The sequence below is a fragment of the Phytobacter massiliensis JC163 genome, assembly GCF_000321045.1.
Classification (GTDB): domain Bacteria; phylum Pseudomonadota; class Gammaproteobacteria; order Enterobacterales; family Enterobacteriaceae; genus Phytobacter_A; species Phytobacter_A massiliensis.
This window is the reverse complement of the sequence record NZ_HE578945.1, coordinates 968,353-983,308: the sequence shown is the minus strand read 5'-3', so window position 1 is coordinate 983,308 and position 14,956 is coordinate 968,353. Positions and strand designations below refer to the sequence as shown.

Below are 14,956 nucleotides of genomic sequence, written 5' to 3'. Positions count from 1 at the left end.
GCCGCCCTCAGGCCAGGCTTTTCCACGCTGTTTTTATTTGCCAGATGAATCCTTATGCGTAAACTCTTGCTATCAGATTTCCAAAAGGATTTTTTATGACAACCTTCTACACGGTAGTGAGTTGGCTGGTCATTCTAGGGTACTGGCTGCTTATCGCAGGCGTGACATTGCGCATCCTGATGAAGCGCCGTGCTGTACCTTCTGCCATGGCATGGCTGTTGATCATCTATATCCTGCCGCTTGTGGGCATTATCGCCTATCTGTCGGTCGGCGAGCTGCATCTTGGCAAACGGCGGGCGGAACGAGCGCGGGCCATGTGGCCTTCGACCGCGAAATGGTTAAACGACCTTAAAGCGTACCGCCATATCTTCGCCAACGAAAACAGCAGCGTCGCCTCCGCACTGTTTAAACTGTGCGAGCGCCGCCAGGGGATCGCTGGCGTGAAAGGTAATCAGCTACAGCTCCTGACCTCGTCGGAAGATGTTATGCAGGCGCTGATCCGCGACATTCAGCTGGCACGGCACAATATCGAGATGGTGTTCTATATCTGGCAGCCGGGCGGCATGGCCGATCAGGTGGCGGAGTCGCTCATGGCGGCGGCCCGGCGCGGGGTGCACTGCCGGTTGATGCTGGACTCGGCAGGTAGCGTCACCTTTTTCCGCAGCCCGTGGGCGGCGATGATGCGCAACTCCGGCATCGAGGTGGTGGAAGCGTTAAAAGTCAACTTAATGCGTGTGTTTCTTCGCCGCATGGACCTGCGCCAGCATCGTAAAATTGTCCTGATTGATAACTATATTGCCTACACCGGCAGTATGAACATGGTCGACCCGCGCTTCTTCAAGCAGGATGCCGGTGTTGGCCAGTGGGTAGACCTGATGGCCCGAATGGAAGGCCCGGTGGCGACCGCGATGGGCATTGTCTACTCCTGCGACTGGGAAATTGAAACCGGCAAGCGCATTTTGCCGCCGCCGCCGGACGGCAACATCATGCCCTTTGAACAGGCCAGTGGCCACACGATTCATACCATTGCCTCCGGCCCCGGCTTCCCTGAGGACTTAATCCACCAGGCGCTGCTGACCGCGGTATACGCATCGCGCGAATACCTGATCATGACCACCCCCTACTTCGTACCAAGCGACGATCTGCTGCACGCCATCTGTACCGCCGCCCAGCGCGGCGTGGATGTCAGTATTATCCTGCCGCGCCATAACGATTCCGTGCTGGTGCGCTGGGCCAGCCGGGCCTTCTTTACCGAATTGCTGGCCGCCGGTGTGAAAATTTACCAGTTTGAAGGCGGCCTGTTGCACACCAAGAGCGTGCTGGTCGACGGCGAATTGAGTCTGGTTGGGACGGTAAATCTGGATATGCGCAGCCTGTGGCTTAATTTTGAAATCACGCTGGTGATTGATGACACAGGATTTGGCAGCGATCTCGCTGCCGTTCAGGATGATTATATCTCCCGTTCTCGCCTGCTGGATGCGCGTCTGTGGGTGAAACGTCCGTTCTGGCACCGAATAGCAGAACGACTGTTTTACTTCTTTAGCCCATTGCTGTAAAACGTGCCCAATTGCTATTAAACAGGTAGTCATTATGGAAATGGATCTGAACAACCGCCTGAGCGAAGACGAGACGCTTGAGCAGGCTTACGATATTTTTCTCGAACTTGCGGCGGACAATCTCGACCCGGCAGATATCATTCTTTTTAATCTGCAGTTCGAAGAGCGCGGCGGCGCAGAGCTGTTCGATCCGAGCGAAGACTGGCAGGAACATGTCGATTACGATCTTAACCCGGACTTTTTCGCCGAAGTGGTGATTGGGCTGGCGGATACGGACGGCGGCGAAATCAACGACGTTTTTGCCCGCGTGCTGCTCTGCCGCGAAAAAGACCACAAGCTGTGCCATATTCTCTGGCGCGAGTAAGAAACGCTTTTTGTTATTGCCGGGCCGTATTCGGCCCGGACAACTGAGCGTTATAGCGGGTCAACCTTCAGGCAGGAGACCGCGTGACGGAAACTGCCTTCCAGTACCGGGCGGGTTTTTGCGCACTCAGGGCCCGCTATCGGGCAGCGGGTACGGAACACGCAGCCTGACGGTGGGTTAATGGGCGACGGCAGCTCCCCTTCCAGCAGTTGGATAGTTTTATTCTTTTCCAGGTCCGGGTCAGGAATCGGTACCGCAGACATCAGCGCTCTGGTGTAAGGGTGCTGCGGGTTATGATAGACCTCATCATACGTACCCAGCTCTACCGCATGGCCCAGATACATCACCAGTACGCGATCGGAGATATGTTTAACCACCGCCAGATCGTGGGCGATAAAGATCAGCGACAGCCCCATTTCCCGCTGCAGCTTTTGCAGCAGGTTCACCACCTGCGCCTGGATTGAAACGTCCAGCGCCGATACCGGCTCATCACAAATAATCAGCTTGGGTTCGAGGATCAGCGCGCGGGCGATGCCGATACGCTGGCACTGCCCACCGGAAAACTCGTGGGGATAGCGGTTCACCAGGTTCGGCAGCAGCCCTACCTTCATCATCATCGCCTTCACCCGATCGCGCACTTCCTGGCGCGACATTTTAGGGTGATAGGTCCGCAGCGGCTCGGCGATAATCTCGCCGATGGTCATGCGGGGATTCAGTGAGGCCAGCGGGTCCTGAAAGATCATCTGGATATCGCTGCGTACTTCGCGCCACTCCTCGGGCTTCATGCCCAGCAGATCTTTACCCAGCCAGGCAACCTTCCCGTCCGTGGCTTTAACCAGACCGATAATGGCGCGGGCAAAGGTTGATTTACCGCAGCCGGATTCGCCCACCACGCCCAGGGTTTCACCCTCATAGAGACGCAGCGTGACGCCATCCACCGCTTTTAAGGTTTTCGACGGCTGCCAGAACCACTGCTTGCCGTCTTTAATATCGAAGTGCACTTTCAAATCGGCGATTTCGAGCAGTACTTTTCTCTCTTCGGCAATGGCGTTCATACCAGCTCCTCCACCGGTTTAAAGCAGGCGCGCAGCCGGCCTGGAGCAAACTCCTCCAGCGGCGGCGCGTTATTACAAATTTCCATGGCGTGAGGGCAACGCGGCTGGAACGGGCAGCCTTTCGGCAGGCGCAGCAGGTTTGGCGGGTTGCCGGGGATAGTTAACAGCGCTTCCCCTTCCGCATCCAGCCGGGGCACCGCGTTCAGCAGGCCAATCGAGTAAGGGTGCGCGGGCTGATAGAAAACATCGCGCGCCTGACCATACTCCATGGTTCGCCCGGCATACATCACCAGCACTTTGTCGCAAATGCCCGCCACCACGCCCAGGTCGTGGGTAATCATGATGATGGCCGTGTTAAACTCGCGCTTAAGATCGTTGAGTAACGTCATAATCTGCGCCTGCACCGTCACATCCAGCGCAGTAGTGGGTTCATCGGCGATCAACAGTTTTGGCCGACACAGCAGCGCCATGGCGATCATCACGCGCTGACGCATCCCGCCGGAAAACTCGTGGGGATACATGCGCATACGCTTACGGGCTTCCGGCATTTTCACTGCATCAAGCATTTTTACCGACTCTTCAAACGCTTCGGCTTTGCTCATGCTTTTATGCAGCATCAGCACTTCCATCAGCTGTTCGCCGACCCGCATATAGGGGTTAAGCGAGGTCATCGGGTCCTGAAAAATCATCGAAATTTGCTCGGCGCGCAGCTTGTTAAGCGCGCTTTCCGGCAGGTTGAGGATCTCTTTGCCGTTAAACTTCGCCGAGCCGCCAATCTGACCGTTCGCCGCCAGCAGGCCCATCAGGGCAAACGCCGTTTGCGACTTGCCGGAACCGGATTCGCCGACAATTCCCAGCGTCTCGCCGGCACGCAGGCTGAAATTGAGATCGTTGACCGCCGTGACGTCGCCGTCAGGGGTTTTAAACGTTACGCGTAGATCGTTCACATCCAGAAGCAGATTTGACTGCTGCTGCGTCTGCGACGCCAATGAGATTTCATGCATGCTCATAACAGCACTCCTTAACGATCTTTCGGGTCGAGGGCATCACGCAGACCATCGCCGATAAAGTTGAAGCAAAACAGGGTTACCACCAGAAACGCCGCCGGAAACATCAGCAGCCAGGGGGAAACTTCCATCGAGTTGGCGCCGTCGCTTAATAACGCGCCCCAACTGCTCAGTGGCTCTTGCGTCCCCAGCCCCAGGAAGCTCAGGAAGGACTCAAACAGGATCATGCTCGGCACCAGCAGCGACGCATAGACCACCACCACCCCCAGAACATTGGGCACGATGTGGCGAACCACGATATTGCCTGTCGAGACGCCGCCGACCTGCGCCGCTTCGATAAACTCCTTACGTTTCAGGCTCAGCGTCTGGCCACGCACGATACGCGCCATATCCAGCCAGGAAACCATGCCGATCGCCACGAAAATGAGCAGGATGTTTTGCCCAAAAAAGGTCACCAGCAGAATAACGAAGAACATGAACGGGAAGGAGTTGAGAATTTCCAACAGGCGCATCATCACCGAGTCGACTTTGCCGCCAAGATAGCCGGAGAGCGCCCCATAGAGCGTACCGAGGATCACCGCCACCAGCGCGGCGGCAATGCCCACCATCAGGGAGATACGACCGCCAATCGCCACGCGCACCAGCAGGTCGCGGCCTGAAGAGTCGGTGCCAAACCAGTGTCCGGACTCGGTATCCGGCGGGCTGGACATCATCGCCCAGTCGGTATCGAAATAGGCGAACTGCGACAGCATCGGCGCCAGGGTAACGAACAGCGCGATTAGCACCAGTACGATTAAACTGGCTACCGCCGCACGGTTATGCATAAAGCGACGGCGAGCGTCCTGCCATAAACTGCGCCCTTCTACTTCCAGTTGCTCACTGAAGTTTTCCAGCGCCTCGCTGTTTTTCTTACTTAACATCATGGCGTACTCCAGCGTTAATAACGGATTTTCGGATCGATAACGGCATAAAGCACATCAACGATCGCGTTAAAAAGAATGGTGAGCGCACCGACCAGAATGGTCAGGCTTAATACCAGCGAGTAGTCACGGTTAAGCGCGCCATTGACGAACAGCTGACCAATGCCCGGCAGACCGTAAATCGTCTCGATCACCATTGAACCCGTAATAATGCCGACAAACGCAGGCCCCATATAGGAGAGCACCGGCAGCAGCGCAGGCTTAAGGGCGTGACGGAAAATAATCCGTTTCATCGGTAGCCCTTTCGCACGGGCGGTGCGAATAAAGTTGGAGTGCAGCACTTCTATCATCGAACCGCGGGTAATACGCGCGATACTGGCGATATAGGCGAGAGAAAGCGCTACCATCGGCAAAATCATATATTTCGGCGCGCCGCCGTTCCAGCCTCCGGCAGGCAGCCACTGCAGCGTTATCGCGAATATCATCACCAGCAATGGCGCGACAACGAAGCTTGGAATAACCACCCCGGTCATCGCAAACCCCATCACCGTAAAATCCCATTTGGTATTCTGCTTGAGCGCGGCGATAACCCCTGCGCTAACGCCGAATATTATCGCCAGCAAAAATGCCGCGGCCCCCAATTTGGCGGAAACGGGAAAGCTGGCCGCGACCAGGTCATTCACCGAATAATCTTTATATTTAAACGACGGGCCAAAATCACCGTGCGCCAGCTGCTTAAGGTAGCTGCCATATTGTGTCAGGAGCGGATCGTTTAAATGGTATTTAGCTTCAATATTCGCCATAACCTCTGGCGGCAGCGTTCTCTCACCGGTGAAAGGGCTTCCCGGCGCAAGGCGCATCATAAAGAAGGAGATCGTAATAAGAATAAAAAGCGTTGGAATCGCTTCAAGACAGCGACGTAGGATAAATTTCAACATTGCCCGTACCTTCTGGCGTGTGCCTTTGTAGTGCGATGAAATAAGACACTGTGGGGCAGAATAACCCTGCCCCACTCATTGCCATTAATGCTTGATAATATACAGATTCTTAACGTAAATATTATCCAACGGGTCTTTACCGGTATAACCACCCACCCACGGTTTCACCAGGCGAGCGTTCACATAGTAATAAACCGGCACAATGGCAGAGTCTTTATCGAGCTGCTGTTCAGCTTTGGTATAAAGCTCGGCGCGTTGCGCGTCATCCGTCACTTTCAGGGTATCGCCAATCAGCTTATCGAACGCCTCGCTCTTATAGTGCGCGGTGTTGTTGGAGCTGTCGGAGAGCATGGTATTCAGGAACGAGGTTGGCTCGTTATAGTCCGCACACCAGCCAGCACGCGCCACATCAAAGGTGCCCTGATGACGGCTGTCGAGGAAGGTTTTCCACTCCTGGTTTTCCAGCTTCACGTTCACGCCGAGGTTTTTCTTCCAGATGGAGGAGACGGCGATCGCCAGTTTTTTATGCAGATCGGAGGTGTTATAGAGCAGGTTAAAGGTCAGCGGCTTGTCAGCGGTGTACCCAGCCTCGGCCAGCAGTTTTTTGGCCTCTTCGTTGCGTTTTTCCTGCGACCAGTGGAACCACTCCGGCTCAACCAGTTTTGCGCCGTCAGTATATGGCGGGGTGTAGCTGTAAGCAGGCAGGTCGCCCTGGTTCTTCACTTTATTAACGATGATGTCACGGTCGAGCGCCAGCTTCAGGGCGGTACGCACGCGCACATCGGTGAAAGGCGCTTTCTGGTTGTTGATTTCGTAGTAGTAGGTGCACAGGTACGGATCGACACGAACTTCTTTCGGGATCTCTTTTTTCAGTTTCTGGAACAGTTCAATCGGCATGTTGTTATAGGTCATGTCGATTTCGCCGCTGCGGTAGCGGTTTACATCAGTCACCTCAGAGGAGATCGGCAGATAGGTCACCTGATTGATAACCGTTTTCGCGTTGTCCCAGTAATTGGTATTACGCTCAAGTACGATGCGCTCGTTAACCACCCAATCTTTCAGTTTATAAGCGCCGTTGGTGACGATATTGGCAGGCTGGGTCCATTTGTCGCCGAATTTCTCAACCGCAGCTTTAGGAACCGGGGAAACAGAGGGGTGAACCAGCAGCTTATAGAAATAGGGAACGGGTTCGCTCAGGGTCACTTCGAAAGTATTGTCATCGATCGCTTTTACGCCCAGCTCTGAGGTCGGTTTTTACCTTCGATGATTTCATCAATATTGGCGATATGACCATATTGCAGATAGCTTGCATAAGGAGAGGCGGTTTTCGGATCTGCCAGACGCTGCCAGCTATAGACAAAGTCGTGGGCCGTTACCGGGGAGCCATCTGACCATTTCGCATCTTTACGCAGATGGAATGTCCAGACTTTGAAATCTTTATTTTCCCACTTCTCCGCGACGCCCGCCGTTGGGTGGCCTTCAACGTCAGAAATTAGCAGGCCTTCAAACAGGTCGCGGTTTACGTTTGATTCCGGCACGCCTTCAATTTTGTGTGGGTCGAGGGATTGCACCTCAGAACCGTTATTGCGCACCAGCGTTTGCTTCTCTGCCAGTTGCACACCCGCAGGCACATCTGCCGCCATGGCTACGTTACCTGCGATTAGCGCAGAGAGAACCCCTGCGGCTACCAGACTTTTTTTTGTGATGATGGACATTGTGTTGATACTCCACTCATTATAATTACCGACATAACTGTCAGCCTGTTTCTTCCCCTGCCGGGGGCCTGAACAGCGCAGGAGCTTTTGACGGCTGCCAGGCATCTTTTCACTGCTTGCTATCACCGACTTATTTATTACGAGGCGCTCGAACGGCGCTCTTACGTCGATTTTGACGCGTCTCCCCTGTCGAGACGCGATGATTCTTGCAGTGAGAGTTATAAGTGCAAATAATTCTCATCTGCATTAATTTTTTCACAAATAGAGGGCCGGAAAGTACCAAATGCCTATATTTCCCGCCAATACAATTTGCAAATTTGTTAACTAATTCTCTTTTATTCGCTATGTTAGCGGCGCTTAAAAATCGCCATTGCTTGCCTTGCAGCGTAATTCTCCCTAAGAATCAACGTGTAAGGCTCACAGTCCGTTTGCCGACATTTTGTCGCTCGCCTTTTTCGACGTTTGCACAAAAAATCAACATTTCCCGTTAATGCAGCACATTTGTCTGCTTGTAACAAGAATTAACTAATATCATTTCAATTATCTCACAGCAAGCCTCAGAGTATCGTGTGAGTAAAATAACAGAACCGACGGCGAAAATTGCCGCCGATTTTTTAATCAACTTTTCGTAACATAATGAAAAATAGAGTTTTATTTTAAGCAGTGCGATTTATTATATTTAGGATTCTTTCCACCTTTATATATACGATTTGCTGATAACACCGACCGCCTGATTTTGCCGTTTGTCATTTTTTTAACAATATGTGCGTTAATGTAACAGACCCGGAAAAATGGCTTTCACCCCCGCGACGATGAATTCAATACCGAGAGCCATAAGTAGAAGCCCCATGATACGAGTAATAACGTTAATGCCTGTCTGGCCGAGCAGGCGAACCAGCCACGGCGCGATACGAAACAATCCCCATGAGCAGAGCGCAAATAGCGCGATAGCGACAGAAAAGCCAATGAGATACTGCGCGCTATGAAACCGGGTGCCCCAGACAATGGTTGAACTAATAGCCCCCGGCCCCGCCATCAACGGCAGCGCCAGGGGCACAACGCCAATGCTTTCGCGTACCGCGGTCTCCGACTTTTCCTGCTTGTTCTGCTTATCCTCCCCAAGCTTGCCGCTGATCATCGACATCGCGATGGTGACCACCAGAATGCCGCCGGCGATGCGGAAAGAGTCTATTGAGATACCGAAGAGTTGCAGTATGGCGTCGCCAAGAAAGAGAGAGGTCCAGAGAATAATGGCTACGGTGAGGTTGGCGGTCAGGTTCGTTTTATTGCGTGCCGCCGCCGTCTGGTAGCTGGTCATGCTGATGAAAACAGGAATGATGCCGATGGGGTTTACCAGCGCAAAAAGCCCGATAAAAAACTTAAACCAGGTAGGAAAATCAAACAGTGTTTGAATCACGAGCCACTCCGCGTATAGCAAGGCAAAAAAGAGAGTATAGAAGCCAAATAAACCCTGCTAAATATACGACTATTTCTCCTTTATCACAGCAAAATTCCCATACTGAACCTTACATTCAGATATGTTATATATTTGTTCTAATTATGATAATGTGGACCCGCATCGTACTTTTATCATTAACAATTGATACGAATGCCCAAAAAGGGCCTGCTGAAAGGTGTCAGCTTTGCCGAAACTTGATTTAGATCACGTAATCGGTACTCAGAAGTGAGTACTCTTGAAGACGTTATCAATGAGTAAGACATATCAGTTTAAATGATGTTTCGTTTAGGCTCTTTCAGTAAATCAGTACGGTGAAAACGGCGTTAACCCATTGTTTTTCTGTGATTTACACAACCTGAAGCTCGCCTGTCTATACTGTCGTATCGGAGAGCTGGTTTACTAAAAGAGTTTAACATTATCAGGAGAGCATTATGGCTGTTACTAATGTCGCTGAACTTAACGCACTCGTAGAACGCGTGAAAAAAGCCCAGCGTGAATATGCCAACTTTACTCAAGAGCAAGTTGACAAAATCTTCCGCGCCGCCGCTCTGGCCGCTGCCGATGCCCGTATCCCTCTCGCTAAAATGGCCGTTGCCGAATCCGGCATGGGTATTATCGAAGATAAAGTGATTAAAAACCATTTTGCTTCTGAATATATCTATAACGCCTATAAAGATGAGAAGACCTGTGGCGTCCTCGAAGAAGACGACACCTTCGGTACTATCACTATCGCCGAACCTATCGGTATCATTTGCGGTATCGTCCCGACCACCAACCCCACTTCTACCGCAATCTTTAAATCGCTGATCAGCCTGAAAACCCGTAACGCCATTATCTTCTCTCCGCATCCGCGTGCGAAAGAAGCCACCAACAAAGCGGCTGATATCGTGCTGCAGGCAGCTATCGCCGCTGGCGCGCCGAAAGATCTGATCGGCTGGATCGACCAACCTTCCGTTGAGCTGTCTAACGCCCTGATGCACCACCCGGATATTAACCTGATCCTCGCGACAGGCGGCCCGGGCATGGTGAAAGCGGCATACAGCTCCGGTAAACCGGCAATCGGCGTAGGCGCGGGTAACACCCCGGTAGTCATCGATGAAACCGCTGATATCAAACGCGCTGTTGCTTCCGTTCTGATGTCCAAAACCTTCGACAACGGCGTTATCTGTGCCTCTGAACAGTCTGTGGTTGTGGTTGACTCCGTTTACGACGCCGTTCGCGAGCGTTTCGCCAGCCATGGCGGCTACCTGCTGCAGGGCCAGGAACTGAAAGCTGTTCAGAACGTCATTCTGAAAAATGGCGCCCTGAACGCGGCTATCGTTGGTCAGCCAGCGTATAAAATCGCTGAACTGGCAGGCTTCACCGTACCGGCTAGCACTAAAATTCTGATTGGCGAAGTGACCGTGGTCGACGAGAGCGAGCCGTTTGCTCATGAGAAACTCTCTCCGACGCTGGCCATGTACCGCGCGAAAGATTTCGAAGATGCGGTAGACAAGGCGGAAAAACTGGTTGCAATGGGCGGTATCGGCCACACCTCCTGCCTGTACACCGACCAGGATAACCAGCAGGATCGCGTGAACTACTTCGGTCAGATGATGAAGACCGCACGTATTCTGATTAACACCCCGGCTTCTCAGGGTGGTATCGGCGACCTGTACAACTTTAAACTCGCACCGTCCCTGACGCTGGGTTGTGGTTCATGGGGTGGTAACTCCATCTCTGAAAACGTTGGTCCGAAACACCTGATCAACAAGAAAACCGTTGCTAAGCGAGCTGAAAACATGTTGTGGCACAAACTTCCGAAATCTATCTACTTCCGCCGTGGCTCCCTGCCTATCGCGCTGGATGAAGTGATTACTGATGGCCACAAACGTGCGCTCATCGTGACCGACCGTTTCCTGTTCAACAACGGCTATGCAGACCAGATCACCTCTGTGCTGAAAGCGGCCGGCGTTGAAACAGAAGTCTTCTTTGAAGTTGAAGCTGACCCGACCCTGACCATTGTTCGCAAAGGCGCAGAGCTGGCAAACTCCTTCAAACCAGACGTTATCATCGCGCTGGGCGGCGGTTCCCCGATGGACGCAGCCAAAATCATGTGGGTCATGTACGAACACCCGGAAACCCACTTCGAAGAACTGGCGCTGCGCTTTATGGATATCCGTAAACGTATCTACAAGTTCCCGAAAATGGGCGTGAAAGCGAAAATGGTCGCCATCACCACCACTTCCGGTACCGGTTCAGAAGTTACCCCGTTCGCGGTTGTAACCGATGACGCCACCGGTCAGAAATACCCGCTGGCCGACTATGCCCTGACTCCGGATATGGCGGTTGTTGACGCTAACCTGGTCATGGATATGCCGAAATCCTTGTGTGCTTTCGGTGGTCTGGATGCGGTAACTCACGCCCTGGAAGCCTATGTTTCCGTACTGGCGTCTGAGTTCTCCGATGGTCAGGCTCTGCAGGCGCTGAAACTGCTGAAAGAGAACCTGCCGGCCTCTTACCACGAGGGTTCTAAAAACCCGGTAGCGCGTGAGCGTGTACACAGTGCAGCAACCATCGCCGGTATCGCGTTTGCCAACGCCTTCCTCGGCGTGTGCCACTCTATGGCGCACAAACTGGGTTCTCAGTTCCATATCCCGCACGGCCTGGCGAACGCCCTGCTGATCGGTAACGTCATTCGTTATAACGCGAACGACAACCCAACCAAGCAGACCGCATTCAGCCAGTACGACCGTCCGCAGGCTCGTCGTCGCTACGCGGAAATCGCCGATCACCTGGGCCTGAGCGCACCGGGCGACCGTACCGCAGCGAAAATCGAAAAACTGCTGGGTTGGCTGGACAGCCTGAAAGCGGAGCTGGGTATTCCGAAATCCATCCGTGAAGCTGGTGTTCAGGAAGCTGACTTCCTTGCTCACGTCGACAAGCTGTCTGAAGATGCTTTCGATGACCAGTGCACCGGCGCTAACCCGCGCTACCCGCTGATCTCCGAGCTGAAACAGATTCTGCTGGATACCTACTACGGTCGCGAATTCAAAGAAGGCGTAGCCGCAGACGTTAAAGCAGACGTTGTGAAAGTGGAAAAAGCTGACAAGAAAGCGAAGAAAACCGCTTAATTGCCATCGCTAACAAAAACCCGCCTCTAAGGCGGGTTTTTTTATGCCTGTAAAGCGCAGCAAACGCTTTTCAGCTGATTACTGGTGAAAGAGGTATTACCCCCTAACCCGGTTTTGAATGGTTGCCAGAGAGCCTTCTGTCAGCGCCTCTTTATAATGTTTGCGACACACCGACACATAGCGTTCATTGCCGCCGATAACAACCTGCTCCCCCTCGTTATAAGGTCGCCCCTCCTGGTCAAGGCGAAGCACCATGCTGGCTTTGCGGCCACAAAAGCAGATTGTTTTAAGCTCAACCAGCTTATCAGACCATGCCAGAAGATACTGACTCCCGGTAAACAGTTCGCCGCGAAAATCCGTTCTTAAACCATAACAGAGTACTGGAATATCCAGTTCATCTACCACGTCTGACAATGCGTATACCTGCTCGCGCGTCAGAAACTGGCTTTCATCCACCAGCACGCAGTGAATCGGCTCACGCTGATGCTCATTATTAATTTCGTCCTTAAGGGACGTGTGCTGATTAAAAAGCCGTGCTGGTGAAGACAGTCCGATACGAGAGCTCACCTTCCCCGCGCCAAAGCGGTCATCAATTTCTGCGGTATAGACTATCGTGCGCATGCCTCTTTCCTGGTAATTGTAGGAAGACTGCAGCAACGCAGTAGACTTACCGGCATTCATCGCGGAGTAGTAAAAATAAAGTTGCGCCATTGCTCGCAAAACCCCAGGCTAAGTGTGATATTCCGCCGCGGATTGTATCATATTTTGACGGCATCCCTGAATGTCTCAGGGCAGACATAAGGGGCCTTAAATCGCGGCGGAATCAGAATAACGACGCTATTTACTGCGCTGGTTGTGTCGCTGCCAAAGAAACGGTCAATAAGCGAGGCAGGTATCCGCAATGCTTAAAAGCGCCTGCAGGTTTATCGCCAGGTTTCAGAAATTATTAATGTTTTAGCTACGTTAGCCACTGCCAGCCTCTAATAAAAAAGGTTGATATTTATCCATTGAACCTTTAATCCGTATAAGATAAATCAGCATGTCTGCCTGATAAAAACAGAGGTGCGGCCAGCAGGTGCACGCGCTTTGTATATGGTTTTTTTGTGCGGTTGTTCAAGAAAAATTTAAGTTAGCGGTATTTCCGGGTGACGTTAATAAAGAGGAAATTTGAATTCCTTACATTCCTGGCTATTGCACTACTCAAATTAACGCTCTATTATTAGCTCAACAAACCACCCCAATATAAGTTTGAGATTACTACAATGAGCGAAGCACTTAAAATTCTGAACAACATCCGTACTCTTCGTGCACAGGCTAGAGAATGCACCCTGGAAACGCTCGAAGAAATGCTGGAAAAATTACAAGTTGTTGTTACTGAGCGTCGTGAAGAAGAGAGCGCTGCAGCAGCAGAAATCGAAGAACGTACTCGTAAATTGCAGCAATATCGTGAAATGCTGATTGCTGACGGTATTGATCCGAATGAACTGCTGAACAGCATGGTTGCCGCTAAAACCGGTACTAAAGCTAAACGCGCAGCACGTCCGGCTAAATATAGCTACGTTGACGAAAACGGCGAAACGAAAACCTGGACTGGCCAGGGTCGTACTCCGGCAGTAATCAAAAAAGCAATGGACGAGCAAGGTAAACAGCTGGATGACTTCCTGATTCAGGAATAATTCCGAAAGATTGCTAAAATCCCGCCTTCGGCGGGATTTTTTTATCTATATAGTCAGGCTGGAAGGTTAACTTCTGGCTAAACATATTCATGACAGGGCATAGCGCTTTTGCAAATCTTGCCATTTAGCCGACCGTGGGCATAAAAAAAGCCGACGCAGAGTTTATGCGTCGGCTTTATTACCCCTGATGGCAGAGGGTTATGCTTTAGCGACCCCTACGGCCTGCTCCAGCCAGGTTTTAAACTCTTCACCCAGCGTGTTATGGCGAATACCGTATTCTACGAACGCCTGCATATAACCGAGTTTGTTACCGCAGTCGTGGCTCTTACCCTTCATGTGGTAAGCCTCAACGGTTTCTTTCTCAATCAGCATATCAATGGCGTCGGTCAGCTGGATTTCGTCACCGGCTCCTGGAGGCGTTTTAGCCAGCAGCGGCCAAATCTCTGCACTGAGGACATAGCGGCCTACTACAGCCAGATTAGAGGGCGCTACGTCCGCTTTTGGCTTCTCTACCACACCCACCATCGGCACGCTGTCGCCGGGTTCAAGGTTGGCGCCTTTGCAGTCCACCACGCCATACGCAGTGACGTCAGCAACCGGTTCAACCATAATCTGGCTGGCGCCGGTCTCGTCAAAACGCTTAATCATATCTGCCAGATTATCCTGAGAGAGATCGGATTCATATTCATCCAGAATCACGTCAGGCAGAATAACCGCAACGGGCTCGTCGCCCACAACCGGATGCGCGCAAAGTACTGCATGCCCCAGCCCTTTCGCCAGACCCTGACGAACCTGCATAATGGTGACATGCGGCGGGCAAATAGACTGAACTTCATCCAGCAGCTGGCGCTTAACGCGTTTTTCCAGCATGGCTTCCAGCTCAAAGCTGGTATCAAAGTGGTTTTCAATTGAATTCTTGGATGAGTGTGTCACCAGAACAATTTCAGTAATTCCCGCCGCGATGCATTCATTTACGACGTACTGAATTAATGGCTTATCGACCAGTGGTAACATCTCTTTAGGAATAGCCTTGGTCGCTGGCAGCATCCTCGTTCCCAATCCCGCAACCGGGATAACTGCTTTAGTCACTTTCGAATTTACGGCAGCCATTGAAAATCTCCTGGTCTGTTCACGCTTTAAGCATGCTCATGAA

11 protein-coding genes and 1 pseudogene are annotated in these 14,956 nt (G+C 52.1%); 4 read left to right on the top strand and 8 right to left on the bottom strand.

The genetic code is table 11. The annotated features are described in order from the left end of the window. Window positions 1-95 precede the first annotated feature (95 nt). Together cls and ENTHG_RS04905 are read left to right on the top strand one after the other, a co-directional pair. The gene (gene cls, locus ENTHG_RS04910) at window positions 96-1,556 is read left to right on the top strand and encodes a cardiolipin synthase (protein ID WP_044174945.1); all 1,461 of its coding nucleotides are present in this window, start codon (window positions 96-98) and stop codon (window positions 1,554-1,556) included. Between the two features lie 34 nt (window positions 1,557-1,590). Continuing rightward, on the top strand, window positions 1,591-1,920 hold the full coding sequence (locus tag ENTHG_RS04905; RefSeq protein ID WP_044174943.1) for an HI1450 family dsDNA-mimic protein: 330 nt from the start codon (window positions 1,591-1,593) through the stop codon (window positions 1,918-1,920). A 50-nt stretch (window positions 1,921-1,970) separates the two neighbouring features. Here ENTHG_RS04905 and oppF read toward each other — a convergent pair whose 3' ends face one another. From oppF to ENTHG_RS04875, 6 genes and pseudogenes are all read right to left on the bottom strand, one after another. Beyond that, a complete protein-coding gene (oppF, locus tag ENTHG_RS04900; RefSeq protein WP_044174940.1) occupies window positions 1,971-2,975 on the bottom strand; it encodes a murein tripeptide/oligopeptide ABC transporter ATP-binding protein OppF in 1,005 nt (334 codons plus the stop codon). After that, the gene (locus tag ENTHG_RS04895) at window positions 2,972-3,985 is read right to left on the bottom strand and encodes an ABC transporter ATP-binding protein (protein WP_044174937.1); all 1,014 of its coding nucleotides are present in this window, start codon (window positions 3,983-3,985) and stop codon (window positions 2,972-2,974) included. Before ENTHG_RS04895 ends, oppF begins: the two co-directional genes overlap by 4 nt. An 11-nt stretch (window positions 3,986-3,996) precedes the next feature. Beyond that, window positions 3,997-4,905, bottom strand: a complete 909-nt coding sequence (gene oppC, locus ENTHG_RS04890) for an oligopeptide ABC transporter permease OppC (protein WP_044174931.1) — start codon at window positions 4,903-4,905, stop codon at window positions 3,997-3,999. A 14-nt stretch (window positions 4,906-4,919) separates the two neighbouring features. Beyond that, a complete protein-coding gene (oppB, locus tag ENTHG_RS04885; RefSeq protein ID WP_044174928.1) occupies window positions 4,920-5,840 on the bottom strand; it encodes an oligopeptide ABC transporter permease OppB in 921 nt (306 codons plus the stop codon). Window positions 5,841-5,924: 84 nt separating this feature from the next. Next, window positions 5,925-7,555: pseudogene (gene oppA / locus ENTHG_RS04880) on the bottom strand (oligopeptide ABC transporter substrate-binding protein OppA). A gap of 769 nt (window positions 7,556-8,324) precedes the next feature. Beyond that, the gene (locus tag ENTHG_RS04875; protein WP_044174916.1) at window positions 8,325-8,972 is read right to left on the bottom strand and encodes a YchE family NAAT transporter; all 648 of its coding nucleotides are present in this window, start codon (window positions 8,970-8,972) and stop codon (window positions 8,325-8,327) included. A gap of 473 nt (window positions 8,973-9,445) precedes the next feature. Between ENTHG_RS04875 and adhE the strand changes: the two genes are divergently transcribed. Next, entirely contained in the window at window positions 9,446-12,127 is a 2,682-nt protein-coding gene (gene adhE, locus ENTHG_RS04870; RefSeq protein WP_044174907.1) for a bifunctional acetaldehyde-CoA/alcohol dehydrogenase, read from the top strand. A 96-nt stretch (window positions 12,128-12,223) separates the two neighbouring features. Here the strand turns inward: adhE and tdk are convergent, their stop codons facing one another. Beyond that, complete coding sequence (tdk, locus tag ENTHG_RS04865; RefSeq protein ID WP_044174897.1) at window positions 12,224-12,838, bottom strand: thymidine kinase; 615 nt, start codon at window positions 12,836-12,838, stop codon at window positions 12,224-12,226. 551 nt (window positions 12,839-13,389) lie between these two features. On the opposite strand from tdk, the gene hns reads away from it, so the two are divergent. Next, a complete protein-coding gene (gene hns / locus ENTHG_RS04860) occupies window positions 13,390-13,803 on the top strand; it encodes a histone-like nucleoid-structuring protein H-NS (protein ID WP_044174885.1) in 414 nt (137 codons plus the stop codon). Between the two features lie 198 nt (window positions 13,804-14,001). Here the strand turns inward: hns and galU are convergent, their stop codons facing one another. Then, the gene (gene galU / locus ENTHG_RS04855) at window positions 14,002-14,913 is read right to left on the bottom strand and encodes a UTP--glucose-1-phosphate uridylyltransferase GalU (RefSeq protein ID WP_044174876.1); all 912 of its coding nucleotides are present in this window, start codon (window positions 14,911-14,913) and stop codon (window positions 14,002-14,004) included. Window positions 14,914-14,956 lie beyond the last annotated feature (43 nt).

What these genes read in the sequence shown, in the direction of transcription:
- galU (WP_044174876.1), bottom strand. Translation starts at nt 14,913, where the DNA reads ATGGCTGCCGTAAATTCGAAAGTGACTAAAGCAGTTATCCCGGTTGCG.
- oppC (WP_044174931.1), bottom strand. Translation starts at nt 4,905, where the DNA reads ATGATGTTAAGTAAGAAAAACAGCGAGGCGCTGGAAAACTTCAGTGAG.
- hns (WP_044174885.1), top strand. Translation starts at nt 13,390, where the DNA reads ATGAGCGAAGCACTTAAAATTCTGAACAACATCCGTACTCTTCGTGCA.
- adhE (WP_044174907.1), top strand. Translation starts at nt 9,446, where the DNA reads ATGGCTGTTACTAATGTCGCTGAACTTAACGCACTCGTAGAACGCGTG.
- cls (WP_044174945.1), top strand. Translation starts at nt 96, where the DNA reads ATGACAACCTTCTACACGGTAGTGAGTTGGCTGGTCATTCTAGGGTAC.
- oppF (WP_044174940.1), bottom strand. Translation starts at nt 2,975, where the DNA reads ATGAACGCCATTGCCGAAGAGAGAAAAGTACTGCTCGAAATCGCCGAT.
- tdk (WP_044174897.1), bottom strand. Translation starts at nt 12,838, where the DNA reads ATGGCGCAACTTTATTTTTACTACTCCGCGATGAATGCCGGTAAGTCT.
- ENTHG_RS04905 (WP_044174943.1), top strand. Translation starts at nt 1,591, where the DNA reads ATGGAAATGGATCTGAACAACCGCCTGAGCGAAGACGAGACGCTTGAG.
- ENTHG_RS04895 (WP_044174937.1), bottom strand. Translation starts at nt 3,985, where the DNA reads ATGAGCATGCATGAAATCTCATTGGCGTCGCAGACGCAGCAGCAGTCA.
- oppB (WP_044174928.1), bottom strand. Translation starts at nt 5,840, where the DNA reads ATGTTGAAATTTATCCTACGTCGCTGTCTTGAAGCGATTCCAACGCTT.